This is a genomic window from Hydrogenophaga sp. 2FB (assembly GCF_005503365.1).
Classification (GTDB): Bacteria; Pseudomonadota; Gammaproteobacteria; order Burkholderiales; family Burkholderiaceae_C; genus Hydrogenophaga.
Genome location: NZ_SCML01000031.1, coordinates 1 through 23,184, shown reverse-complemented (window position 1 = coordinate 23,184; position 23,184 = coordinate 1). Strand labels below are relative to the sequence as shown.

The following is a 23,184-nucleotide window of genomic DNA, read 5'->3' as shown; positions in this document are numbered from 1 at the left end:
GACCATCCGAAAGATCCATGAATCGATAAGATGAATAGGCCATGAAAAACAGACCACCCAGCCCCCTGTCGCCACTGGACCCGTCGTCCAACGAACCCTTGTACCGCCAGATCCACGAACGGTTTCGGGGCGCCATCAACCGTGGCGTGCTGAAACCGGGCGACCGGATCCCGTCGGCGCGCGCGCTGATGACCGAACTGGGCCTGGCCCGGGGCACCGTCGAGGCGGCGTATGCCTTGTTGAGCGCCGAGGGCTACATCCAGGCGCGCGGTCAGGCCGGCACCATCGTGACGCCGGGCCTCAAGCCGCGGATGCCCGTGGCCTTGCCAGCACCCGCGGCCCGCAGCGGCATCGCCGCGGCGGGTTTCAGACCCGATTCGATCCTGCCGTTCCAGATGGGCCTGCCGGCGCTGGACGCATTTCCCCGCAAGATCTGGGCGCGCCTGGGCGCGCGCTGTGTTCGATCCACCCAGGCCGCCGACATGGCACACCCGCCCGTGCAGGGCCTGCCCGCATTGCGCGCCGAGATCGCCGCCTATCTGCAGGTCTCGCGCGGCATCGCCTGCGCGCCATCGCAGGTGTTCGTGACCTCGGGCTACCGCCAGAGCATGGAACTGATCGCCCATGCCTTGCTGAAGGAAGGCGATCGCGTCTGGCTGGAAGACCCGGGCTACCCACCCACCCGGGAGCTGCTGGCGGGCCGGCGCATCACCGCCGTGCCGGTGCCGGTGGATGGCGAGGGCATGGTGGTGGCCCATGGCATGAAAGTGGCGCCACGCGCGCGCGCGGCCGTGGTGACGCCGGCGCACCAGAGTCCGCTGTGCGTGTCCTTGTCGCTGCCCCGCCGCCAGGCTTTGCTGGACTGGGCCGCGCAGGCCCAGGCCTGGATCGTCGAGGACGACTACGACGGCGAGTACCGCTATGTCAGCCGCCCGCTGCCCGCGCTCAAGAGCCTGGACCGTGAGGGCCGCGTGCTCTACGCCGGCACGTTCAGCAAGGTGCTGTTTCCGGGCATCCGGCTGGCCTACCTGGTCGTGCCGCCTTCGCTGGTGGAGCGCTTCGAGCAAGTCAGCGAGGTCTTTGCCAGCGGCAGTCCGGCGCTCACGCAGGCGATCGTCACCGCGTTCATCCAGGAGGGGCACTTCGCGCGCCATGTCCAGCGCATGCGCAAGCTCTATGGCGAACGCCGGGCGGCGGCGACGGCGGGCCTCTCAAGCGTGCTGGGGCGGCACATGACGATCGACGCACCGCCGGGCGGCATGCACCTGGTTCTGCGCTTGAAGGCACGCCGCTCCGATCGCCGGCTGGTGGCACGCCTGAGAGACGCCGGCCTGTATGCGGAGGCGCTGTCGGACTGGGCGATGGACTCGGCGGTGGACTCGGCCCTGCTGCTCGGTTTCACGAACATCGATGCCCGGGCGGGCGCCGAAAAACTCGGCAGGCGGATCCTGACCCTGCTGTAGGAACGTGCCCGCGAGAGATGCATCATGGACCAGTCAAAAACACCCATCTTGGTTCTTTCTGACAGGGCCATGATTCGGCACGATGGCGTCCTTCCACAACAGCACTTCAAGGATCCATCATGAGCAATCGCATCGACTACGCACAGGCCTCTCCCGAGGGCTTCAAAGCCTTTGGCGGCGTGTATGTCAGTGTTCAGAAAAGTGGCCTGGCCAAAGGCCTGGTCGATCTGGTCTACCTGCGGGTGTCGCAGATCAATGGGTGTGCCTTCTGCCTCGACATGCACAGCCGCGATCTGCTCAAGTCCGGCCTGTCGGCGGACAAGCTTGCCCTGGTGGCGGTGTGGCACGACGCGGGCGGCTTGTTCAGCCCACGCGAGCGCGCCGCACTGGCCTGGGCGGAATCCGTGACCCGCGTGGCCTCCACCGGCATTCCCGATGCCGACTACGCGGCCGCCGCAGCCGAATTCAGCGACAAGGAGCTGGCCGACCTCACCTATGCGATCGGCCTGATGAACGCCTTCAACCGGTTCGGCGTGGCATTCCGCTCCACGCCCGCCGCCGTCAAGGCCTGAGACCCATGGCTTGGGTCCTGCTCGGCATCGCCGGCCTTCTAGAAATCGCATTCGCCCTGGCCATGAAGGCCTCTCTGGGGTTCACGCGTCTGTGGCCTTCGCTGCTCACGCTCGCCACGGGCGTGTCGAGTGTGGTGCTGCTCTCGCTCTCGCTGCGCACGCTGCCCGTGGGCACCGGCTATGCCGTGTGGACCGGCATCGGCGCGGCGGGCACCGCCCTGCTGGGCATCGCGGTGATGGGCGACTCGGCCGCTCCCTTGCGGCTCTTCTGCATCGCGCTGATCCTGGGGGGCGTGGTCGGGCTCAAGCTGACGTCGGGTCTCTGACCGCCGCGTCAGTCCGGGCAGCCGGGGATGGCTGGTCGAGCGCTACCTGGCCGACCTGCAGGACCTCGCCAACCAGACGAGCGGGCGGCTAAAGGCGCTGCAGGCGAGCTAAAGCCGCCTCTGCACCAAGCCGGGGCGTGACGAAAGTGTCAACGCCGCGCGCTTCGACGGTTCTCACCAATAACGAATTGGTCGGGAATCTGATAGAACTCCTGGGTTCTCCGCGGGTCTGATTAAAACGCTCCGGCACCCGGTCTCTCACAAGGGCCGTGCGCGCGGAGCACTTTTATGCGACCTTCATGCCGGGTTTACACAACCGACATGTTGGTTTGCAAATAATCGGTTACTTGTAGGGCACCCACGCCCGGCCAGCAGCCGGCCCCATGCGCGTCGTCTCGTCTCCCGAATGTCCGTCCTGAACCCCATGCCATCCACATCCCCGCACTCCGTCGATCACGAAAAGCCGGCTTCCGAGCACCCGTCCGCCACGCCGCGCCCTGCTCGACAGACGGTCTCCCGGCGCTGGGCCGGGGTCGGCACGGCGCTGGCCGTGGCGGCGATGGTGGCGGCGTGCAACGGCAAGGACGCCAGCAGCGCGGCCGCGCCTCCACCGCCGCCGAGCGTGGGCTACATCACCATCGCACCGAAGGCCCAAGGCCTGCACACCGACCTGACCGGCCGCACCAAGGCGTCCCAGAGTGCGGAAGTGCGGCCCCAGGTCTCGGGCATCCTGCAGCAGCGCCTGTTCACCGAAGGCGCCATCGTCAAGGCCGGGCAGCCGCTGTACCAGATCGATTCGCGCTCGCTGCAGGCGGCCGTCTCCAGCGCCGAAGCCGCGCTGGCCAAGGCCCGCGCCTCCGCGCAAACCTCCAGAGCCAACGCCGCGCGCAATGCCGAGCTGGTGAAGATCGATGCCATCAGCCGCCAGGCCAACGACGAAAGCCAGGCCCAGGCGGCCCAGGGCGCGGCCGACGTCGCCGTCGCGCAAGCCGCGCTGGACAACGCCCGCATCAACCTGCAATACAGCCGCATCACCGCGCCCATCAGCGGGCAGATCGATCTGTCCACCGTGCTGCCGGGTGCGCTGGTCACCGCCAACCAGACGCAGCCGCTCACCACCATCAGCCAGCTCAACCCGATCCTGGTCGACATCACCCAGTCCAGCGCCGAGCTGCTAGAGCTGCGCCGCCAATGGCAGGCCGGCGTGTTCGGCAAGGTCGAAGGCAATGCCGCCAAGGTGCGCCTGATCCTGGAAGACGGCAGCAAGTACCCCCACGTGGGCACCTTGCAGTTCACCGGGGCCAGCGTGAGCCAGACCACCGGCGCGATCACCCTGCGCGCCACCGTGCCCAATCCCGACCGCGTGCTGATGCCCGGCATGTACGTGCGCGCGCAGCTGGCCACCGGCGAAGCCAGCGACGCCATCGTGGTGCCGCAGCCCGCCGTGCGGCGCGACCCGGCTGGCAACCCGAGCGTGCAGGTCATCACGGCCGAGAACAAGATCGAAAAGCGCCCCATCAAGCTCGGCCAGGCCCTGGGCGCCCAGTGGCTGGTGGCCGAAGGCCTGGCGAGTGGCGACCGGGTGATGGTCGACGGCTTCCAGAAAGCCCGCGTGGGTCAGAGCGTGACGCCGCTCGAAATGCGCGTGGAAGGCAACCGCGTGGTGGTTGCGCAGGCGGATGCGTCCGGCGGCAAGGCACCGGCGAAACGCCCCGCTCCCTGAGCGCGCAGCGGCAGGGTGGAACCCACGGCAACACCCTGACTCATTGAACCAACCGACCTCCGAAACGCTGCTCCATGGCCCAGTTCTTCATTCACCGCCCCGTCTTCGCCTGGGTGCTGTCCATCGTGATCATGCTGGCGGGGGCGATGTCGATCTTCACTCTGCCGCTGGAGCAGTACCCGGACATCGCGCCGCCGCGCGTGTCGATCAACACCCTGTACACCGGCGCCTCGGCCGAGACCGTGGCCGACTCCGTCACGCAGGTGATCGAGCAGCAGCTCAAGGGCATCGACAACGTGCTCTACATGAGCTCGACCAGCGACTCCGCCGGCCGCTCGCGCACGCAGCTCACCTTCGCGCCGGGCACGGACATCGACGTGGCCCAGGTGCAGGTGCAGAACAAGCTGCAGGCCGCCATGAACCGCCTGCCCGAGTCCGTGAAGAGCCGCGGCGTGTTCGTCAACAAGGGCGGTCAGGACAACCTGATGACCTTCGTCTTCACCTCGCCCGACCCGTCGGTGACGCAGGTGGCGATTGGCGACTACATCAACAGCAACGTGGTCGATGTGATCTCGCGCATCGACGGCGTGGGCGACGTGAACGTGTTCGGCACGAACTACGCCATGCGGATCTGGATGGACCCGGCCAAGATGGAGCAGTTCGCGCTCATGCCCTCGGACGTCATCTCGGCGCTGAACTCGCAGAACGCCCAGGTGTCGGCCGGTCAGCTCGGGGCGCTGCCGGCGGTGAAAGACCAGATGCTCAACGCCACCATCACGGCGCGCACCAAGCTCAAGACGCCTGAAGAATTCCGCAACATCGTGCTCAAGTCCGCCACCGATGGCTCGGTGGTCACCGTGGGCGATATCGGCCGCGTGGAACTCGACGCCGACAACCTCACCGTCAAGTCGCGCCTGAACAACCAGCCCGGCGCCGGCCTGGGCATCGTGCTGGCCGACGGCGCCAACGCCATGGCGGTGGCCACCGCGATCAACGCCAAGATGGCCGAACTCGCGCCCTTCTTCCCCGACGGCATCACCGGCGTCATCAGTTCGGACTCCACGCCCTACGTGAAGGCATCGATCAAGGAAGTGGCCATCACGCTGTTCGAGGCCTTGCTGCTGGTCGTGATCGTGATGTACGTCTTCCTGCAGAACCTGCGCGCCACGCTGATCCCGGCCATCGCCGTGCCGGTGGTGCTGCTGGGCACCTTCGGCGTGCTGTCCGTCATGGGCTACTCCATCAACATGCTCACCATGTTCGCCATGGTGCTGTCCATTGGCCTGCTGGTGGACGACGCGATCGTGGTGGTGGAAAACGTGGAGCGGGTGATGCACCAGGAGCATCTGCCGGCCAAGGAAGCGACCATCAAGTCGATGAAGGAAATCACGCCCGCGCTGGTGGGCATCGGCCTCACGCTGGCGGCCGTGTTCATTCCCATGGCCTTCTTCTCGGGCTCGGTGGGGGTGATCTACCGGCAGTTCTCGGTCGCCATCGTTTCGGCCATGGCGTTCTCGGTGCTGGTGGCGCTCACGCTCACCCCGGCCCTGTGCGCGACCATCCTCAAGCCCACGGAGCACAACTATGGCGAGCCGCGCAAGGGTTGGCTGGGCCACGTCGATCGTTTCTTCCGGGGGTTCAACACCGGCTTCGACCGCAACGCCACGCGCTACCAGGGCACCGTGCGCCGGCTGCTGCAACGCGCCAAGCGCATGCTGCTGATCTACGTGTTGATCATCGGTGGCGTGGTGCTGCTGTTCCAGAAGCTGCCCACCTCGTTCCTGCCGGTCGAAGACCAGGGCTTCATCACCGCCAGCGTCACCCTGCCCGCCGGCTCGTCCGACGCGCAGCTGGACGTGGTGCTGCAAGACATCACACGTTACTTCCAGGCCCAGCCCGACGTGCTGCGCGTGAACTCGCTCGCGGGCAACAGCGGCAACCAGAGCTCGGGCAACATCTTCGTGCGCCTCAAGCCCTGGGACGAGCGACCCAACCCCGAGCAGAGCGCCGAAGCCATTTCGCGCAAGGCAACGAAGGAACTCGCGCGCATCCGCCAAGCGCGCATCTTCGTGTCCATGCCACCCGCCGTTCGCGGCCTGGGCTCGGACGCAGGTGTGAACTTCATGCTCAAGGATATCAACGGCCTGGGCAACGACGCGCTGCGCGCCGCGAAAGACAAGGTGATCGAGCTGGCCAACCAGCGCCCGGAACTGGTGAACATGCGCACCACCGACTTCGACGTCACCTCCGAGCTCAAGGTGGTGATCGACGACCGCAAGGCCGCCGCGCTGGGCGTGGCCACCAACGACATCAACAGCGTGCTCTCCAGCGCCATCGGCGGGAGCTATGTGAACGACTTCGTGCACAACGGCCGCGTCAAGCGCGTGTACGTGCAGGGCGATGCGCCCTACCGCATGCTGCCCCAGGACATCGGCCAGTGGGCCGTGCGCAACCGCAGCGGCGAAATGGTGCCGATGTCGTCCTTCACCTCGACCACCTGGACCAGCAGCGCGCCGCAGCTCATGCGCTACAACGGCGCGCCCGCGATGGAAATGCTGGCCCTGACCGCGCCGGGCGTGAGTTCGGGCGCCGCCATGCGTGCGGTGGAAAAGATCATGAAAGAGATGCCCCTGGGCATCGGCTACGAATGGACCGGCGCCTCATTGCAGGAACGCCAGTCGGGCGCGCAAGCGCCGCTGCTCTACGCCATCTCCATCCTGTTCGTGTTCCTGTGCCTGGCCGCGCTGTACGAAAGCTGGAGCGTGCCGTTCTCGGTCATCCTGGCCGTGCCGCTGGGCGTGGTCGGCGCGCTCCTGGCCACCTACACGCGGGGCATGTCCAACGACGTGTACTTCCAGGTCGGCCTGCTCACCACCGTCGGCCTGGCGTCGAAGAACGCCATCCTGATCGTCGAGTTCGCGGTGCAGTTGCAGGACCAGGGCCGCAGCGTGTTCGAGGCCGTGGTCGAAGCCGTGCGACGGCGCCTGCGCCCGATCCTGATGACCTCGTTGGCCTTCGGCTTCGGCGTGCTGCCGCTCGCGCTGGGCACCGGCCCGGGCGCTGCCAGCCGCCAGGCCATCGGCACCGCCGTGCTGGGCGGCACCGTGCTCTCCACCATGCTCGGCCTGTTCTTCGTGCCGGTGTTTTTCCTGCTGGTGCGCAGCTGGGTCAACCGCCGACAGAAGGCCCCCGAAGACGTCCCACTCGCGACGCCGCCCGCGGCCTCGCCCACGGCCCCACTCGCCACCCCGCCCGCCGCCACGGCCGCGCAACTCGCTGTGCAGGGAGAAGCCTGATGCCGCGCAGCCCGAACCGTTTTCCGAGCCGCACCGTGAACCTTCGCTTGTGGACCCCTTTGACGCTGCTGAGCGCAGCGCTCGTGGCCGGTTGCGCGCTGACACCACCGGCCCAACCCGATGTGCAAGGCGTGGTCGCTCCCGTCATTGGCCAGCCGCAAGCACCGGCCGACGCCACGCAAAAGGCGCTGGACGAAGCGCAGGCCCTCGTCTGGGTGCAACACCCCGGCCTGCGCCAGACCATCGCCCAGGCGCTCACCTACAACCGCGACCTGCGCACCGCGCTATTCAACATCGAGCGCGCCCGGGCGCAGTACGGCATCACCAGCGCCGCGCAGTTGCCCACCGTGGCGGCCAACGCCCAGGGCAGCCGGGCCCGCACGCCGGCGGACCTCTCCAACTCCGGCAACCCCACCACCAGCACCCAGTACACCGCGCAACTGGCCATCACCAGCTTCGAGCTGGACCTGTGGGGCCGCGTGCGCAACCTGAACGACGCGGCGCTGCAGCAGTTCCTGCAGTCCGAGGCGAACCAGCAGAACGTGCGCATCACGCTGGTGGCCGACGTGGCCAACGCCTGGCTCAACCTGGCCGCCAACCAGTCGCGCCTGAAGCTGGCGCAGGACACGTTGGCCGGCCGTGAAAAGGCCTACCAGCTCACCGAGCGCATCCACGCGTTGGGCGCCACCTCCGGCCTTGTGCTCGCTCAGAACCGCAGCACGGTCGAGACCGCGCGCGGCGACGTGGCGGCCTTCACCGCGCAGGTGGCGAAGGACCGCAATGCCCTGGCCTTGCTGGTCGGCAACGGCTTGAATCCCGACTGGCTGCCCACGGCCGACACCTTGCAAGGCACCCAGGCGCCCGCCTCCCTGCTGGAACGCCCGGCCACGCTCGAATCCACCGTGTTGCTCTCGCGCCCCGACGTGCGCGCGTCCGAACTGAACCTGCGCGCCATGGCGGCGAACGTGGCGGCCGCCAGAGCCGCGCTGTTCCCGACCATCAGCCTTACCACCAGCGTGGGCACCGGCAGCCGCGAGCTGGACAACCTGTTCGGCACCGGCAACGGCAGCTGGAGCTTCGTGCCGCAGATCCGTTTCCCGATCTTCGACGGCGGCAGCGGCCGTGCGGCGGTGGACGTGGCCAAGGCCAACCGCGAGATCGCGATCTCCCAGTACGAGAAGACCATCCAGACCGCGTTCCGCGAAGCGTCCGACGCCTTGGCCGAGCGCGAGCAATGGCAGGCCCGGCTGAGCGCACAGGAAGCGGTGGTGGCAGCCAACGCACAGGCCTTCGAGTTGTCCGAAGCGCGCTTCACCTCGGGTGTGGACAACTACCTCACGGTGCTCGACGCACAGCGCAGCCTGTACGCGGCGCAACAGAACCTGATCGCCTTGCGCCTGTCCGAGCAGGCCAACCGCATCGCGCTTTGGAAGGTGCTGGGCGGGTAGGCAAGAAGGCTTGTCCCACGGCCACCACAACAGCGGCGCACCATACCGCTGTACGTGTTCTGCGGCCCAACCGCTCCTCCGCCGAACATCACACGAAGCTTCGAGCTCGATGGTTGCACGGCGCGTTTGAACCGCCCAAAGGCGGAAGTTACAAATGCTCTACCTCAACCCGAAGGAGAGCATTGATGAGCAACGTGTCCAACACGCCCCAATCACCCCGGCCATCCATTGGCGCTTCGGATCTGCCCCCTGTTCCAAAGACCGAGACGGAACACCTTTTGGAAAATGGGTCGCTAAATATGCGATGGCTGCGAGACGAGCAAGCCATGCGACTCGGGCACCCGGAAACCGTTCAACAATTTCTCACCGCCCTGGGGGATATCTCCGACAACGTCAAACCGGACGCCGATTGGGAAAAACGCGCCGCGCAAGTTTGCTCTGCACTCGCCAATGCCTACGCACTTGATTTGCTGGTGAAGGTCAGCAACTTCTTCAACGAGACCATGGCCAAGTGGACAAGCCCGGAAGAGCCGCCCCACGCATCTTCGTTGACCCTGAGCGTGCGCTCCGACTGGGCGCCCTGGAGCATCTACACCGTAGAAGAAGTGCACAAGCATTTCAGCCAGATCGACGCACAGAGAGTCGTCCTGAAAAACCTCCACGACCCTCTGATGTCTTTGCCGGAGGCGTTGAATGTCGGTCTGGCCGGCTTGTTGAAAGCAGGCACCACCCACCTCCATCTCGTTTCGCCACCGGCCGCGCCGTCGGAGATCGACTTTTGGAAGTCGAGCCAACTGGCGTCGATCACGCTGGGAGACGCATGGTTTCATGGTGCTTTCTCCGACGATGCGATCGGCAACTTCAAGGTGGTGTTGAACGATCTGGCCTTCTGCAGAACGCTGAAGCATCTCGCCCTGGAGAACTCTGGCCTATTGCGCCTGCATGAGACCCTCAAGCTCTACATCGACCCCACCTGGGAGGGGGCGGTGTTGACATCGGTCAGCTTTCGGCGGGGCTCCCAAATAGGAACTGCGGGCCAAGAGCTGCCGATCCTCATCAATACAGTCCGTCAGATCAAGTCCTTGCAGAAGATCGAGGTGAGCGCACCCTGGCTCATGGTTGGCGACGTGGACGATTTGCTCCTCAGCCCATTGAAAAAGCATGGAGCGTTGACCGAACTGGTGGTGACCGGCGGGCTCGCAACCCTCAGTCCGAAGGGCATGCAACTCCAATCGCATATCTTCGCGCTCGCTCTGGAATGCCCCACGCTGAAAACGGTGCGCATCACATTCAACTGGCCGCCCACAGTGCTTGAGCTGGAGGACCTTCAACAACAAGGCTCCGACCTGGATCCACAGGAAGCGGTCACCAGGATGAAGGAAAGCCGATCCAGCAGCAGCAGCAGCAGCAGCAGCAGCAGCAGCAGCAAGGAGACGCCTTCCCTGACAACCATCGTGATCAAGAACGTTTTTCTCCCTGCCAGCCAGCTGGATCAGTTGGCGCAAGAAGCGCATCCAGAGGGCGCACTCGCCCTCCTCGAGAAGGTCGATCTGGAGGGTTGCGTGACGGAGCTGCAGGCGACGGTAGCTTTGACCGAAGCCTTGTGGAAGCTGCCGAGAGTCAAGGAACTCACCCTGCCCCGGCACCACGAACTCTTCGTCACAGGTCCTGACAAGCAGATTTACGGGTGCGAGCGGATCACCACCAAGGTTCCCGAGGAGGGTGACCCCCTGAAGCCTGGGTCGGGCAAGTACGTGTTCGCTTTGAGGACGCGAATGCCCGAGGACATCGATCGTCAGAAGCCGTTCGAACCCGGCTTCGCCTTGGTCGCGCCCAAGGCCAACGCCATGCTTTCGGCGCCACAGCAGCAACTCGACCACGGCCGTGTCATGGTGCAGGAGCTGGGGCGTCAGGTGGCCTACCTCCTGGCCGCCCAGCACGCAGAGGAGCGGGGCATCCCCTTGGTGGTGCACACCAGCCTCTTGAACAACCTGGGCGCCTTGCTCGCGGAACAATTCGATGCGACGGATATTTTGAATGCACAGAAGCAGGTGGTGGACGTCTTCGAGCGCAACCGGCATCTGGTCAACAACCCGCCCTTCGCCATTTCCGACGCCAACACAACCATCACGACGACCACCACGACAACGACTACATCAGCGTCGCTACAACCATCGCCGCCGACAAATCCATCGAACTGAGAGTTCCACGCCGACTGCATGACAGACTTCTTGCATTCAAACAATTCGCCGTGAAGATGGCAGAGGGCAGATAGCAGAACGCCTTGACCTCTCAAACAAGGAAGCCCCTCGGCTCGCGCCGAGGGGCTTCCTTTTTGGATTAACCGTCAGGGCTCGGGCGCAAGGGCTTTGATGCGAGCCCTTGTCGACCGCCTCAGCGCGGCGTGCGGCGCGCCATCGGACGCGACGGAGCGCCCTCGGGGCGGCGCGGTGCGAACTCGCCACCGCGCATGGCGCCGCGTTCAGCGTTGCCACGGTCGCTAAAGCCACCGCGCGGTTCGCCGCCCTTGTCGCTGCGACCGAAGCTGGAGAAACCACCGGCGGGCTTGGGACCGAAACCTGGGCGGGCGCCCGGTGCGCGGTCGAACGAACGGCCTGCGGGGCGCGTGTCGTTGCGGTAGCCGCCCTGGTCACCACGGCCTTCACCGCGGTTGTCAAAGCGGTTCTCGCTGCGCGGCTCGGCGCGGCCTTCGAAACGCGGGTCGAAGCGCGCATCGGGGCGGCCGTGCTCGGCGCGCGGTGCATCGAAGCGGCCTTGTTCCGGACGGCCTTCGAAACGCGGGCCGCGCGGTGCGGGACCACGGGAATTGAAGTTGCTGCGGTCGGCGTAGTTGCGATCACCACCACCACCACCGAAGCGGTCACCACGACCGGCCGGGCGGCCACGGCCACCGAACTCGGGTTGCGGCGCGCGCTGGCGCGGCTCGAGGCCGGGCACGGTCTCGACGTTGAGGCGCTGGCGCGTGAAGGCTTCGATGTCGCCGATCTTGCGGCGGTCGCGGAACTCGGCGAACGTGACGGCCAGGCCATCGCGGCCCGCACGGCCGGTGCGGCCGATGCGGTGCGTATAGTCCTCGGCCTTCATCGGCAGGCCGAAGTTGAAGACGTGGGTGATGGTGGGCACGTCGATACCGCGAGCGGCAACATCGGTGGCGACCAGGATCTGCACTTGGCCAGCGCGCAGCGCCTGCAGGCGGCGGTTGCGCATGCCCTGGTTCAGCGCGCCGTGCAGTGCCACGGCGGCGAAGCCGGATTGCTGCAGGTCGTTGGCCAGGCCATCGCACTCGATCTGCGTGCTGCAGAACACCACGGCCTGGTTGATGGTGGTGTCGCGCAACCAGTGGTCGAGCAGCTTGCGCTTGTGGTCGGCCTGGTCGGCCCAGAACAGCACCTGCTTGATGTTGGCGTGTTGCTCTTGCGGCGAATCGATCTGCACCTTTTGCGCGTGCTTGCCGTTCTCGTGCATCACGCGCATGGCGAGTTGCTGGATGCGCGGCGCGAAGGTCGCGCTGAACATCATGGTCTGGCGGCGCTGGCTGGTCAGGGCGTTGACTTCGGCGAGGTCGTCGGAGAAGCCGAGGTCGAGCATGCGGTCGGCTTCGTCCACCACCAGGAACTGCACCTGGTCGAGCTTGAGCTGCTGCGAGCGCTGCAGGTCGAGCAGGCGGCCCGGCGTGGCGACGACGAGGTCGGCGTTCTGCAAGCGCGCGATCTGCAACTGGTAAGGCATGCCGCCCACCACGTTGGCGATGCGCAGGCCGCGGCAGTGGCGCACGAGGTCGATGGCGTCGTTGGCCACCTGCTGCGCGAGTTCGCGCGTGGGGCACAGGATCAGCGCGCCGGGCGTGGCGGGCTTGAAGTTGCGCGAGCTGGTCGGGTCCTTGCGCTTGGGCGCCTTGGGCGGTGCTTCGCCACGGGCCAGGGCATCGGCCACGGCTTGCTCGCGTTCGGCGCGTTCCTTGGCATCGGCGGCGGCGCGCTGCTGCAGCAGGGTGTGCAGCACGGGCAGCAGGAAGGCGGCGGTCTTGCCGCTGCCGGTCTGGCTGGAGACCATCAGGTCGGCAAAACGCTGCTCGCCTTCGGCCAGCAAGGCCTTGGGGATCACGTTGTTCTGCACGCCGGTGGGCTGCGTGTAACCGAGGTCCACGCAAGCTTGCACCAGCTCGGGCGCGAGGCCCAGCAGTTCGAAGCCGTTGGGGCCGGCCGGCACCACAGGCTCGACGGCTTCAGCGGTCATGGGGGTGGAGGTGTCTGCGTCCGTATCGGCAGACAGGGTTTCGGGCGTGAAATCGCCGCGGGCTTCAAAAGAGTCGCTCATGTTCGTCCATGCGCCATCAGGCGCAATTGATCGAATGCAAACGTTGAAGGGACGGCCGACCTGAAAAGGTGGCAGCTCCGTGGCGTCGGATCCGTTCGTGGTTACAAAACATCAACCATCAAACGATCGACGCGCCTTGGGTCACAGAAAGAAGCGTGACGCCGGGAGCGAAGGCCCCATCCGCTGGAGTTGGTGAAGTCCTTGACGGACAACGTGCCAACCGGGTGTTCGGGGAGCCTGGTGTGTGAGGCAGATGCACAAATCATCGCAGTTGCCTGCGAAGCCCACGATTATGGCACAGATTCGGGAAAACCCCAGGGGGTTTCCGCGATTCCGCGGCAAGTCCGCTGAGCGGTCTACGGCAGGTTCTCGCGAAACATGATCTGCCCGCGCACCGTTTCAACCCCGGTGAGCGCGTCGCGCCCGTCGCGCAGGTTGGCGAAGATGCGCACGCAGGTGAGCATCGCGCCCTGCGGGCTCTGGCTGATGACGGCGTCCATGGTGCCGTCGATCAGCAGCCCGCGCGTGTCGGGCGAAAGGCCGTGGCCAATGAACACCACTTTCTGGTCGCGCCCGGCTTCCTTGAGCGCGCGGCCCACGCCGTCGGACGCGCCGCCGATGTTGTAGATGCCGGCGAGGTCGGGGTACTGGTCGAGCAGCGTGCGCGTGAGGATGTAGTTGCGCTCGGCATCGTCGTGGCCTTCGCGCAGGCCCACCACCTCGATGCGCGGAAAGGATTCCTTGAACAGGTAGAGGAAGCCCATTTCGCGTTCTTCGTGCGCGCGGTAGCTCAGGCTGCCGGCGATCATCGCCACCTGCGCGGGCCGCTCGCCGATGAAGCGCGCGATCAGGTACGCGGCGGTGCGGCCAGCGGCGCGGTTGTCCAGCCCCACGTACGCGGCGCGGCGCGCGCCGGAGAGATCGGAAATCAGGGTGACCGTGTGCACCCCCCGCTCGGCCAGTTGGTCCACCGCGTCGCGCACCAGCGGATGTTCGAGCGCCATGAAGGCGATGCCGTCGGCGCGCGCACCGTGGCGCAGCAAGGCCTTGGCCAGCACCTCGGGGTTGAAGCCTTCGACGAACTCGACGCGGCACTGCACGTTGTAGGGTGTGCAGTGTTCCTGCGAATAGCCGATGGTGTCGCCCAGCATGCGCAGAAAGCGGTTGCTGCCAGCGGGCAGCAGGAAGACGAGCTGCATGGGCGGTGGTTGCAGCGCGGCGCGCACGTCGGCATCGGGCAAATACTGCAGGCGCTCGGCGGCTTGCATCACGCGCTCGACCGTGGCCCGGCGCACGCCGGGTCGCCGGTTGAGCACGCGGTCCACCGTGGCGGTAGAGACGCCGGCCATGTGGGCGATGTCGGGGATGCGGGCGGCTTTGCTCATGCGGTAAATCAATCAAAAACCATCAATACTTCAACTGGTATCTGATGGCGTCAAACGATAACATCGATCTCGATTCTGATGCATCAACACATCAAATCCAATCAGACAACAAACCGGATGGCCTCAGCAGCCGACGGGGTTCCAGGAGACAACATGCGATCCACTTTCCGCCGCCACGGCTGCCTTGCGTTCCCGCTTCTGAGCGGCTGACGAGGAACGGTTCGCGTGAACTACGAATTCGATTTCGCCAGCGTGCTGGCGGCCTGGCCCCTGTTCCTGGAGGGTGCCTGGATGACGATCCAGCTGTCGTTCCCGGCCACGGTGCTGGGGTTTGCGATCGGCACCTTGCTCGCCGTGGGCCGGCGCGGCGAGGTGCGCTGGCTCTCGAAGCTCTGCGGCGCGTATGTGGAAGTGGTCCGCAACACGCCGTTGCTGGTGCAGGTGTTCCTGGTGTTCTTCGGCCTGGCCAGCCTGGGCTGGAAGGTGTCGGCGTTCACGGCGGCGCTGGTCTCGCTGGTGATCAACGTGGCGGCCTACTCGTGCGAGATCATGCGCGCGGGCATGGACTCGATCCACAAGGGCCAGCTCGAAGCGGCCGAGTGCCTGGGGCTCACGCGCCGGCAGGTGTACTGGCACGTGATCCTGCGCCCGGCGATGGAGAAGGTGTACCCCGCGCTCACCAGCCAGTTCGTGCTGCTGATGCTGGCGACGTCGATCACGTCGCAGATTTCGGTGGAGGAACTCACCGCCATTGCGGCGCGCGTGCAGTCCGAAACCTTCCGTCCCTTCGAGGCCTACATCCTGGTGGCCGTGGGGTACCTGTTGTTGTCGCTGTTGATGCGCGCCGGGCTGTGGCTGTTCGGCCAGATGGTGTTCACGCGCAAGCGCCGGCTCGGTGCAGGAGCCAGCAAATGATCGACGGTGGACTCAATCTTTTTCACATCCAGTTCCTCGCGGTGGGTGTGCTGTGGACGGTGTGCCTGTCGCTGATCGCCTTCATCGGCGGTGGCCTGGCGGGTGGCGTGATCGCCTTGTGCCGCATCAGCCCCAACAAGGCCGTGCGCTGGCTGGCGATCGGCTGGATCCAGCTGATCCAGGGCACGCCGCTGCTGGTGGTGCTGTTCGTGTGCTACTTCGGCCTGAGCATCATGGGCCTGGAGTTGCCGGGCCTGGTGGCCGCGAGCATCGCGATGGTGGTCTACGTGAGCGCGTACCTCGGCGAGATCTGGCGCGGCTGCATCGAGTCGGTGCCGCGCACGCAATGGGAAGCGGCCGAGTGTCTGGCACTGTCGCGCGCCCAGCGCATGCGACTGGTGGTGCTGCCACAGGCGCTGCGCATCGCCACGCCGCCCACGGTGGGTTTCATGGTGCAGATCGTGAAGAACACCTCGCTCGCTTCCATCGTCGGTTTCGTCGAGCTGGTGCGCGCCGGCCAGCTCATCAACAACTCGATTTTTCAACCCTTCCTCGTCTACCTGATCATCGCGGCGCTGTATTTCGCGATGTGTTTCCCGCTGTCGGTCTGGAGCCGCAAGCTGGAACAGCGACTGCACGTGGGCACCCGCATTCCGAGCGAGACATGAAAGAAAACAACGCCATGACCACGGTCGTCGAACTCAAGGACGTGCACAAGCGCTTCGGCGCGAACCAGGTGCTCAAGGGCGTGTCCTTCGCCATTCCCAAGGGCCAGGTGGTGGCCATCATCGGCAAGAGCGGCTCGGGAAAAAGCACCGCGCTGCGCTGCATCGACCGGCTGGAGATCATCGACAGCGGCACCATCCAGGTGTGCGGCCACGCGGTGCACGACCCGGCCATCGACCTGCGCAAGCTGCGCATGGACGTGGGCATCGTGTTCCAGAGCTACAACCTGTTCCCGCATCTCACGGTGGAACAGAACGTGACGCTCGCGCCCAAGGCGGTGAAGAACCTCTCGGCGGCCGACGCCAAGGCGATCGCCGAACGCACGCTGCGCCAGGTGGGCCTGGCCGACAAGGCGCAGGCCTATCCCGAACAACTCTCGGGCGGGCAGCAGCAGCGCGTGGCGATCGCGCGATCGCTCGCGATGGAGCCGCAGGTGATGCTGTTCGACGAAGTCACCTCCGCGCTGGACCCGCAGCTCACCGGCGAGGTGCTGCGCGTGATCGAACAACTGGCCGAAGGCGGCATGACCATGGTGCTGGTGACGCACGAAATGGACTTCGCCGCGCGCGTGGCCGACACCATCATCTACATGCACGAGGGCAAGGTCTGGGAGACCGGGCCCGGCACCATGCTGCGCGACCCGCAGACGCCCGAACTGCGCGAGTTTCTTTCGCACGGTCTCTGACCGTTCCCTTTTCCCTCGTTCCTTCCCACAACACCTGGAGACACACCATGAACACGTCCCGCATCCTGCGCCGCACCGTCCTCGCCGCCACCCTGGGCGCGTTGTGCCTGCCGGCCATGGCCGACCTGGCCGACATCAAGGCAGCAGGCAAGATCCGCATCGCGATCGACCTGAGCGCGCCCTTCTACGGCTACGTGGACGACAAGGTGAACCCCGCGGGCTCGGACGTGGAAGCCGCGCAGCTGCTGGCCAAAGACCTGGGTGTGCAACTGGAGATCGTGAATTCGACCAACTCCGCGCGCATCCCCAACCTGCTGTCGAACAAGGCCGACCTGATCATCTCGTCCCTGTCCATCACGCCCGAGCGCCAGAAGGCGGTGGACTTCTCGGTTCCCTATGGAGCCATCCAGGCTGCGGTGGGCGCGCCCAAGAGCCTGAAGATCACCGGCATCGACGACCTGGCCGGCAAGACCATCGCCGTCACGCGCGGTGGCCCGCAAGACAAGATCGTCACCGAGCGCGCACCGCAAGCCAAGGTGGTGCGCTTCGACGACGAAGCCGCCTCGATCACGGCCGCCGCCAGCGGCCAGACCGACATCGTCGCGATCACGCCGCCGATCATCGCGGCCATCGCCAAGCGCGCACCGGCGCGCGACTTCGAAGTGAAGTTCATCCTGCAGTCCTACCAGCTCGCCGTGGCCATGCGCAAGAACCAGCCCGAGCTGATGAACTGGGTCAATGGCTGGGTCAAGACCAACCTGTCCAACGGCAAGCTCAACGCCATCCACCTGAAGCACGCCGGCGTGCCCATCCCCAAGGAAATCGTCGACGGCGCGAAGTGAACGCCATCGTCTGACTCCGCATTTGCACCTGAGAGAGAACCACACATGAGTCGCCATTTCGGAGAAATCCGCCAGCTCGGTTATGTCGTGCACGACATCGAAGCCGCCATGGACTACTGGAGCCGCACGCTGGGCGTGGGCCCCTGGTACTACAACCCGCGCGTGCCGATCAAGAACTACCAGTACGACGGCAAGGACTACGAGCCGCACAACTCGGTGGCGCTCGCGAACTCGGGCTTCGTGCAGGTGGAGCTGATCCAGACGCGCAACGACGTGCCCTCGATGTACCGCGACTTCCTGCAGGCCGGGCGCACCGGTCTGCAGCACATCGCCTACTGGACGAGCGACTACGACGCCGACCTCAAGCGACTGCTGGCCGAGGGCTTCAAGCCCAAGATGCAGGGCGAGGTGGGCGAGCGTGGCCGCTTCATCTACTTCGACACCGAGTACCACCCGGGCACCGTGATCGAGCTGTCGGAAGTGGCCGGTCCCAAGGGCCGCATGTTCGACCTGATCCGCGAATCGTCGAAGACCTGGGACGGCGTGACCGAGCCCGTGCGCCCTTTCCCCGACCTGAGCAAGATCTGACCGCCCCATGACCACGTCCGCCGAGCGCCTGCACGCCACCTACCTGATCGAAACCCCGTTGGAGCCCGCGCAGGTGGCCGAGGTGATGGCGGGTGAACAGTCCTGCGGCACCTTCACCCGCGTGCAGGGCGAAACCGATGACCTGCGCGAACGCGCCCGCGCCACGGTGGAACACATCGAGCCGCTGCCCGATGCGACGGCCCCCAGCCTGCCCAACGCTTTGCTGGAACGGCAGGGGCGCGGTGGTCCGTGGCGGCGCGCGCGCGTGCGCATCGCTTTCCCTACCGCCAACATCGGCGCAAACCTGCCCACGCTGGCGGCCACGGTCAGCGGCAACCTGTACGACCTCGGCGAGGTTACTGGCATGCGCCTCGAATCGATGCAATTGCCGGCTGCGTACCGTGCGCGATTCGACATGCCGCAACTGGGCATCGCCGGCACGCGGCAGCGCACGGGCGTGTCCAGCGGCGCGCTGGTGGGCACCATCATCAAACCCAACGTGGGCTTCTCCGCCGCGCAAACCGCCGAGCTCGTCGCGCAACTCTGCGCCGCCGGCGTGGACTTCATCAAGGACGACGAGGTGTGTGCCGACCCCGCGCACGCCCCGCTGGCCGAGCGCGTGCCCGCCGTCATGGCTGTCGTGCGCGAGCACCAGCAGCGCACCGGCAAACACGTGATGGTCGCCTTCAACATCACCGACGAAACCGACGCCATGCGCCGCCACGCCGACCTCGTGGAACGCGAAGGTGGCTCGTGTGTGATGGCCAGCCTGAACTGGTGCGGCTACTCGGCCCTGCAGACCCTGCGCCGCCACACGCCGCTGGCGATCCACGGCCACCGCAACGGCTTTGGCGCGCTCGCACGCCACCCGCTGTTGGGCATCGGTTTCCAGGCCTACCAGACGCTGTGGCGCCTGGCCGGCGTGGACCACATGCACGTGCACGGCTTGCAAGGCAAGTTCTCGCAACCGGATGAAGAAGTGATCGAGTCGGCGCAAGACTGTCTCGCACCCCTGACCGACGGCCACGCCGACGCCGTGATGCCGGCGTTCTCGTCGGGCCAGTGGGCCGGCACCGTGCCGGCGACCTGGGCCGCCGTGGGCACCGACGACCTGATGTTCATGTCCGGCGGTGGCATCCTCGCGCACCCCAACGGCCCTGCGGCCGGCGTGGCGAGCATCCGCCAGGCCTGGGCCGCCGCGCGGGCCGGCGTGGCGCTCGCCGACGCCGCGCGCGAAGCCCCCGAGCTGGCGGCCGCGCTGGCGTTCTTCGGCCCCAAGACGAAGTAGATCGCGTGAACACCCCACGGCTGGCCTGGTACGGCGACGACTTCACGGGCGCCACCGACACCCTGGCCACGGCGGCCCAGGCGGGGCTGCGCAGCCTGCTTTTTCTGGGCGTACCGAGCGCGGCGCATCTGCAGGCCGCCGGCCCGCTGGACGCCATCGGCATCGCGGGTGCCGCGCGCGCCATGGACCCGCAGGCCATGGCGGACGAGCTCGAACCCGTGGGCCGCTTCTTCGCCGCATTGCGCGCGCCGGTGGTCCACTACAAGTGCTGTTCCACCTTTGACAGCGCGCCCCACGTCGGCAGCATCGGCCAGGCAGTGCGCGTGCTGAACCAGCACATCCACAGCGCCTGGGTGCCGATCGTGGGCGGACAGCCCAACATCGGCCGTTACTGCTGCTTCAGCCAGTTGTTCGCGGCCGCGGGAGCGGGCGGTGAGGTGCACCGCATCGACCGCCATCCCACGATGAGCCAGCACCCGGTCACACCCATGGGCGAGGCCGATCTGCGCCGGCATCTGCAAGCACAGGGTTTGCAAGTCGCCGCCCTGCACTACCCGGGTCACGCGCGGCCACTCGGTGCGCAGGACGCCGCGCTGCAACAGGTCCTGGCCACGCGGCCCGACGCGGTGCTGATGGATGTGTCGGAATCGAAAGACCTCGCCCCGGTGGGCCGCCTGATCTGGCAGAGCGCGCAGCAGGCGCCACTGCTGGTGGTCGGACCCAGTGGTGTGGTGCAAGCGCTCGCGGCGCACTGGAATGCCACCGATCAGGCTTCCACCCTGCCCGCACCAGAACCCGTCAGCACGCCGGTGTTCGCGTTCGCCGGCAGCCTCTCACCGCAGACCGCGGCGCAGGTGGCGGCCGCGGCATCGTTTCAAAAGATTGCCGTCGACGTGCGCCGCCTGCTCGAAGAGCCCGGCTATGCCACGGCGTGCGGCGATGCGGCGCTCGCCGGTCTCGCCGCGCGACAACACGTGCTGCTGCACACGGAAGCCCGCACGCGCCACGCCGACCTCGACGCCCACGCCATCGCGTCCGCCACAGGTGATCTCGTGGCGAGCGTCGTGCGCACCCGCGTCAACACCGGCCAGCCCCTGAGCCGCGTCGGCATCGCGGGTGGCGACACCTCCAGCCTCGCGGTGCAGCGGCTCGGCATCTGGGGTTTGACCTGTCAGGGCGTGCTGGCGCCGGGCGTCACGCTGAGCCGCGCGCGCAGCGACCAGCCATCGCTCGACGGACTGGAGCTCATGCTCAAGGGCGGTCAGATGGGGCCGACCGACATGTTCGAGCGGCTGCTGAAGGGCACAGCAAGCTGATGCGCGCCCGGTGGGCGCGCATCCGTCAGTTGAGCACCGCGCGCACGATGTAGAACACGATGGCCGCCAGCACGGCCGTGGCGGGCACCGTGATGATCCACGCGGCCACGATGCGCATGACCACCGAGCGCTTCACGATTTCCTTCTTGTAGGCCTTCTTGAACGCCTTCTGTTCCTTCTTGGCGAACACCGCACCGTCTTCGACCGCGGCAAGCTCGCGTTGCTTGGCGCGTTGTTTCATCTCGGCGAGCATGCGCTTCTTCTCGCCCACCTCGGCCGCTTCGAACTGGCTCAGATAGGCTTCCACTACATCGCGGTCGGCGCCCTGGTGGCCGGCGCGCACCACCGCCTCCATCTTGGCGTAGTTCACCTTCAACAGCTCGCGCAGAAAGCCCACGCCGAACACCGCGCCAATCGAGATGTGGGTGGTCGACACCGGCATGCCCATTTGCGATGCGACGATCACCGTCAAGGTGGCCGACATGGCGATGGCGTAGGCCCGCATGTTGTCCAGCTCGGTGATCTCCTTGCCCACGGTCTTGATCAGGCGCGCGCCGTACAAGGTCAGCCCCACCGCCAGGCCCAGGGCACCGAGCACCATGATCCACAGTGGCGTGCCGGCCGAGGTCGCGATCGCACCCTCTTTCACCGCTTCGTAGATCGCGGCCAGCGGCCCGATGGCATTGGCCACATCGTTGGCGCCATGGGCAAAGCTCAGCAGCGCGGCCGAGCAGATCAGCGGCCAGGTGAACAAACGGTTGACGCTTTTCTTGCTGTTGTCGTGCCGCCGTGCCATGGCCGCGATCGGCTTGCGGATCAGCGCCCACACCACCACCGCCAGCACCACGCCGGCCAGCAAGGCCTGCACCACGCCCACTTGCACCAGTTGGCCCAGGCCCTTGAGCAGCATGTAGGTGGTGTACGCCCACACCATGGTGGCGATCAGGATCGGCACCACGCGGCTGGCGGCTTCGATCATGTCGCTGCGGTAGGTCACGCTGCGCTTGATGATGTACAGGAAGGCCGCTGCCATCGCACCGCCGGCCAGCGGCGAGACCACCCAGCTGATCACGATCTGGCCGATGGTTTCCCAGTGGACCAGGCCCCAGCCGCCGGCCGCGATACCCGCGCCCATGACCGCGCCCACGATGGAGTGGGTGGTGGACACCGGTGCGCCCAGCGCGGTGGCCAGGTTCAGCCACAGCGCGCCGGCCAGCAAGGCCGAGAACATCACCCAGGCGAACAGCGCCGGGTCCGAAATGGCGTCCGGGTCGATGATGCCTCCCTTGATCGTGCTCACGACGTCACCACCGGCCACGATGGCGCCCAGGGCCTCGAAGATGGCGGCGATCAGGATCGCCCAGCCCATGGTCATGGCGCCCGACCCCACGGCTGGCCCCATGTTGTTGGCGACGTCGTTGGCGCCAATGTTCATGGCCATGTAGGCGCCCACGGAGGCGGCCACGATCAACAGCCACACGGCCGACGTGCTCAGGCCCGCGGTGGACGCGCCGGTCAGCGAGGCGTAGACCCCGACCAGCAAGAGGAACAACAACGCAGCGATCAGTTGCAGCACCTCCTGGTGCTTGAACAGGAACCGTCGGCGGGATTTTTTTGTCATGCTGAACTCAGCGGAAGATCAAGTTGGAAAACGTGCCGCGCGGCATTCACGCCGCGCATAGGGGGGGAAACCAGGGGAAACAACGCCGAATCAGCGCAGGAAATGGGTGCGGTAGTGCTCGAGCTCGTCGATCGACTCGTGCACGTCGGCCAGGGCGGTGTGCTTCTGGTGCTTCTTGAAAGAGTCATACACCTCGGGCCGCCAACGCTTGGCCAGTTCCTTGAGCGTGCTCACGTCCAGGCAGCGGTAGTGGAAGTAGGCCTCCAGCTTGGGCATGTACTTCACGAGGAAACGGCGGTCCTGGCTGATGGTGTTGCCGCACATCGGCGAGCCGTTCTTCGGCACGTACTTGCCAATGAACGCCAGCAACTCGGCCTGCGCCTGCTCTTCGCTCACCGTACTGGCCTTGACCTTGTCGATCAGTCCGCTCCTGCCGTGCGTGCCCTTGTTCCAGGCGTCCATGGCGTTGAGCACCGCGTCGCTCTGGTGCACCACGATCACCGGGCCTTCGACGCGCGGCGTGAGCTGCGGGCCAGTGATGACCACCGCAATTTCCAGCAGGCGTTCTTTTTCGGGGTCGAGCCCACTCATCTCGCAGTCCAGCCACACCAGGTTCTGGTCGCTCTTGGCCAGGGTGGGAATGGGGGTGTCG

General features: G+C 66.3%; 18 protein-coding genes. 14 read left to right on the top strand and 4 right to left on the bottom strand.

From position 1 onward, the window contains the following. The first annotated feature begins 41 nt into the window (after positions 1-41). From pdxR to FFS09_RS18195, 7 genes are all read left to right on the top strand, one after another. Positions 42-1,463, top strand: a complete 1,422-nt coding sequence (gene pdxR, locus FFS09_RS18225) for a MocR-like pyridoxine biosynthesis transcription factor PdxR (protein WP_137920321.1) — start codon at positions 42-44, stop codon at positions 1,461-1,463. A 119-nt stretch (positions 1,464-1,582) separates the two neighbouring features. Further along, entirely contained in the window at positions 1,583-2,035 is a 453-nt protein-coding gene (locus tag FFS09_RS18220) for a carboxymuconolactone decarboxylase family protein (RefSeq protein WP_137920320.1), read from the top strand. A gap of 5 nt (positions 2,036-2,040) precedes the next feature. Continuing rightward, positions 2,041-2,361 carry a DMT family transporter gene (locus tag FFS09_RS18215; RefSeq protein WP_137920319.1) on the top strand — a complete coding sequence of 107 codons (321 nt, stop codon included), beginning with the start codon at positions 2,041-2,043 and terminating at the stop codon, positions 2,359-2,361. Between the two features lie 424 nt (positions 2,362-2,785). Further along, entirely contained in the window at positions 2,786-4,084 is a 1,299-nt protein-coding gene (locus FFS09_RS18210) for an efflux RND transporter periplasmic adaptor subunit (protein WP_137920318.1), read from the top strand. 74 nt (positions 4,085-4,158) lie between these two features. Next, complete coding sequence (locus tag FFS09_RS18205; RefSeq protein ID WP_137920317.1) at positions 4,159-7,380, top strand: efflux RND transporter permease subunit; 3,222 nt, start codon at positions 4,159-4,161, stop codon at positions 7,378-7,380. A gap of 35 nt (positions 7,381-7,415) precedes the next feature. Further along, a complete protein-coding gene (locus FFS09_RS18200; protein WP_252374419.1) occupies positions 7,416-8,828 on the top strand; it encodes an efflux transporter outer membrane subunit in 1,413 nt (470 codons plus the stop codon). Positions 8,829-9,013: 185 nt separating this feature from the next. Then, positions 9,014-11,029, top strand: coding sequence for a hypothetical protein (locus tag FFS09_RS18195; RefSeq protein WP_137920315.1), 2,016 nt, complete (start codon positions 9,014-9,016; stop codon positions 11,027-11,029). Between the two features lie 193 nt (positions 11,030-11,222). On the opposite strand, the gene FFS09_RS18190 is transcribed toward FFS09_RS18195, so the two are convergent. Both FFS09_RS18190 and FFS09_RS18185 read right to left on the bottom strand, forming a co-directional pair. After that, the gene (locus FFS09_RS18190; RefSeq protein WP_137920314.1) at positions 11,223-13,166 is read right to left on the bottom strand and encodes a DEAD/DEAH box helicase; all 1,944 of its coding nucleotides are present in this window, start codon (positions 13,164-13,166) and stop codon (positions 11,223-11,225) included. Between the two features lie 356 nt (positions 13,167-13,522). After that, complete coding sequence (locus FFS09_RS18185) at positions 13,523-14,551, bottom strand: LacI family DNA-binding transcriptional regulator (RefSeq protein ID WP_137920313.1); 1,029 nt, start codon at positions 14,549-14,551, stop codon at positions 13,523-13,525. 225 nt (positions 14,552-14,776) lie between these two features. On the opposite strand from FFS09_RS18185, the gene FFS09_RS18180 reads away from it, so the two are divergent. The 7 genes from FFS09_RS18180 to FFS09_RS18150 are packed head-to-tail and all read left to right on the top strand — an operon-like array spanning position 14,777 to position 20,911. Then, positions 14,777-15,466: an amino acid ABC transporter permease gene (locus tag FFS09_RS18180; RefSeq protein WP_137920312.1), complete on the top strand. Its 690-nt coding sequence runs from the start codon at positions 14,777-14,779 to the stop codon at positions 15,464-15,466. Further along, a complete protein-coding gene (locus FFS09_RS18175) occupies positions 15,463-16,134 on the top strand; it encodes an amino acid ABC transporter permease (protein ID WP_137920311.1) in 672 nt (223 codons plus the stop codon). The genes FFS09_RS18180 and FFS09_RS18175 overlap by 4 nt, the downstream gene beginning before the upstream one ends. 14 nt (positions 16,135-16,148) lie before the next feature. Then, on the top strand, positions 16,149-16,877 hold the full coding sequence (locus FFS09_RS18170; RefSeq protein WP_137920368.1) for an amino acid ABC transporter ATP-binding protein: 729 nt from the start codon (positions 16,149-16,151) through the stop codon (positions 16,875-16,877). 47 nt (positions 16,878-16,924) lie between these two features. Continuing rightward, positions 16,925-17,719, top strand: coding sequence for a transporter substrate-binding domain-containing protein (locus tag FFS09_RS18165; RefSeq protein WP_137920310.1), 795 nt, complete (start codon positions 16,925-16,927; stop codon positions 17,717-17,719). A 45-nt stretch (positions 17,720-17,764) separates the two neighbouring features. Beyond that, the gene (locus FFS09_RS18160; RefSeq protein ID WP_137920309.1) at positions 17,765-18,307 is read left to right on the top strand and encodes a VOC family protein; all 543 of its coding nucleotides are present in this window, start codon (positions 17,765-17,767) and stop codon (positions 18,305-18,307) included. A gap of 7 nt (positions 18,308-18,314) precedes the next feature. Then, positions 18,315-19,595, top strand: a complete 1,281-nt coding sequence (locus FFS09_RS18155) for a ribulose-bisphosphate carboxylase large subunit family protein (RefSeq protein WP_137920308.1) — start codon at positions 18,315-18,317, stop codon at positions 19,593-19,595. Between the two features lie 5 nt (positions 19,596-19,600). After that, positions 19,601-20,911 carry a four-carbon acid sugar kinase family protein gene (locus FFS09_RS18150; protein WP_137920307.1) on the top strand — a complete coding sequence of 437 codons (1,311 nt, stop codon included), beginning with the start codon at positions 19,601-19,603 and terminating at the stop codon, positions 20,909-20,911. Positions 20,912-20,936: 25 nt separating this feature from the next. On the opposite strand, the gene FFS09_RS18145 is transcribed toward FFS09_RS18150, so the two are convergent. After that, positions 20,937-22,532, bottom strand: a complete 1,596-nt coding sequence (locus FFS09_RS18145) for an inorganic phosphate transporter (protein WP_137920306.1) — start codon at positions 22,530-22,532, stop codon at positions 20,937-20,939. Between the two features lie 90 nt (positions 22,533-22,622). Beyond that, positions 22,623-23,174, bottom strand: a complete 552-nt coding sequence (gene orn, locus FFS09_RS18140) for an oligoribonuclease (protein WP_137920367.1) — start codon at positions 23,172-23,174, stop codon at positions 22,623-22,625. Positions 23,175-23,184: the final 10 nt, after the last annotated feature.

What these genes read in the sequence shown, in the direction of transcription:
- pdxR (WP_137920321.1), top strand. Translation starts at nt 42, where the DNA reads ATGAAAAACAGACCACCCAGCCCCCTGTCGCCACTGGACCCGTCGTCC.
- FFS09_RS18220 (WP_137920320.1), top strand. Translation starts at nt 1,583, where the DNA reads ATGAGCAATCGCATCGACTACGCACAGGCCTCTCCCGAGGGCTTCAAA.
- FFS09_RS18215 (WP_137920319.1), top strand. Translation starts at nt 2,041, where the DNA reads ATGGCTTGGGTCCTGCTCGGCATCGCCGGCCTTCTAGAAATCGCATTC.
- FFS09_RS18210 (WP_137920318.1), top strand. Translation starts at nt 2,786, where the DNA reads ATGCCATCCACATCCCCGCACTCCGTCGATCACGAAAAGCCGGCTTCC.
- FFS09_RS18205 (WP_137920317.1), top strand. Translation starts at nt 4,159, where the DNA reads ATGGCCCAGTTCTTCATTCACCGCCCCGTCTTCGCCTGGGTGCTGTCC.
- FFS09_RS18195 (WP_137920315.1), top strand. Translation starts at nt 9,014, where the DNA reads ATGAGCAACGTGTCCAACACGCCCCAATCACCCCGGCCATCCATTGGC.
- FFS09_RS18190 (WP_137920314.1), bottom strand. Translation starts at nt 13,166, where the DNA reads ATGAGCGACTCTTTTGAAGCCCGCGGCGATTTCACGCCCGAAACCCTG.
- FFS09_RS18185 (WP_137920313.1), bottom strand. Translation starts at nt 14,551, where the DNA reads ATGAGCAAAGCCGCCCGCATCCCCGACATCGCCCACATGGCCGGCGTC.
- FFS09_RS18175 (WP_137920311.1), top strand. Translation starts at nt 15,463, where the DNA reads ATGATCGACGGTGGACTCAATCTTTTTCACATCCAGTTCCTCGCGGTG.
- FFS09_RS18170 (WP_137920368.1), top strand. Translation starts at nt 16,149, where the DNA reads ATGACCACGGTCGTCGAACTCAAGGACGTGCACAAGCGCTTCGGCGCG.
- FFS09_RS18165 (WP_137920310.1), top strand. Translation starts at nt 16,925, where the DNA reads ATGAACACGTCCCGCATCCTGCGCCGCACCGTCCTCGCCGCCACCCTG.
- FFS09_RS18160 (WP_137920309.1), top strand. Translation starts at nt 17,765, where the DNA reads ATGAGTCGCCATTTCGGAGAAATCCGCCAGCTCGGTTATGTCGTGCAC.
- FFS09_RS18155 (WP_137920308.1), top strand. Translation starts at nt 18,315, where the DNA reads ATGACCACGTCCGCCGAGCGCCTGCACGCCACCTACCTGATCGAAACC.
- FFS09_RS18145 (WP_137920306.1), bottom strand. Translation starts at nt 22,532, where the DNA reads ATGACAAAAAAATCCCGCCGACGGTTCCTGTTCAAGCACCAGGAGGTG.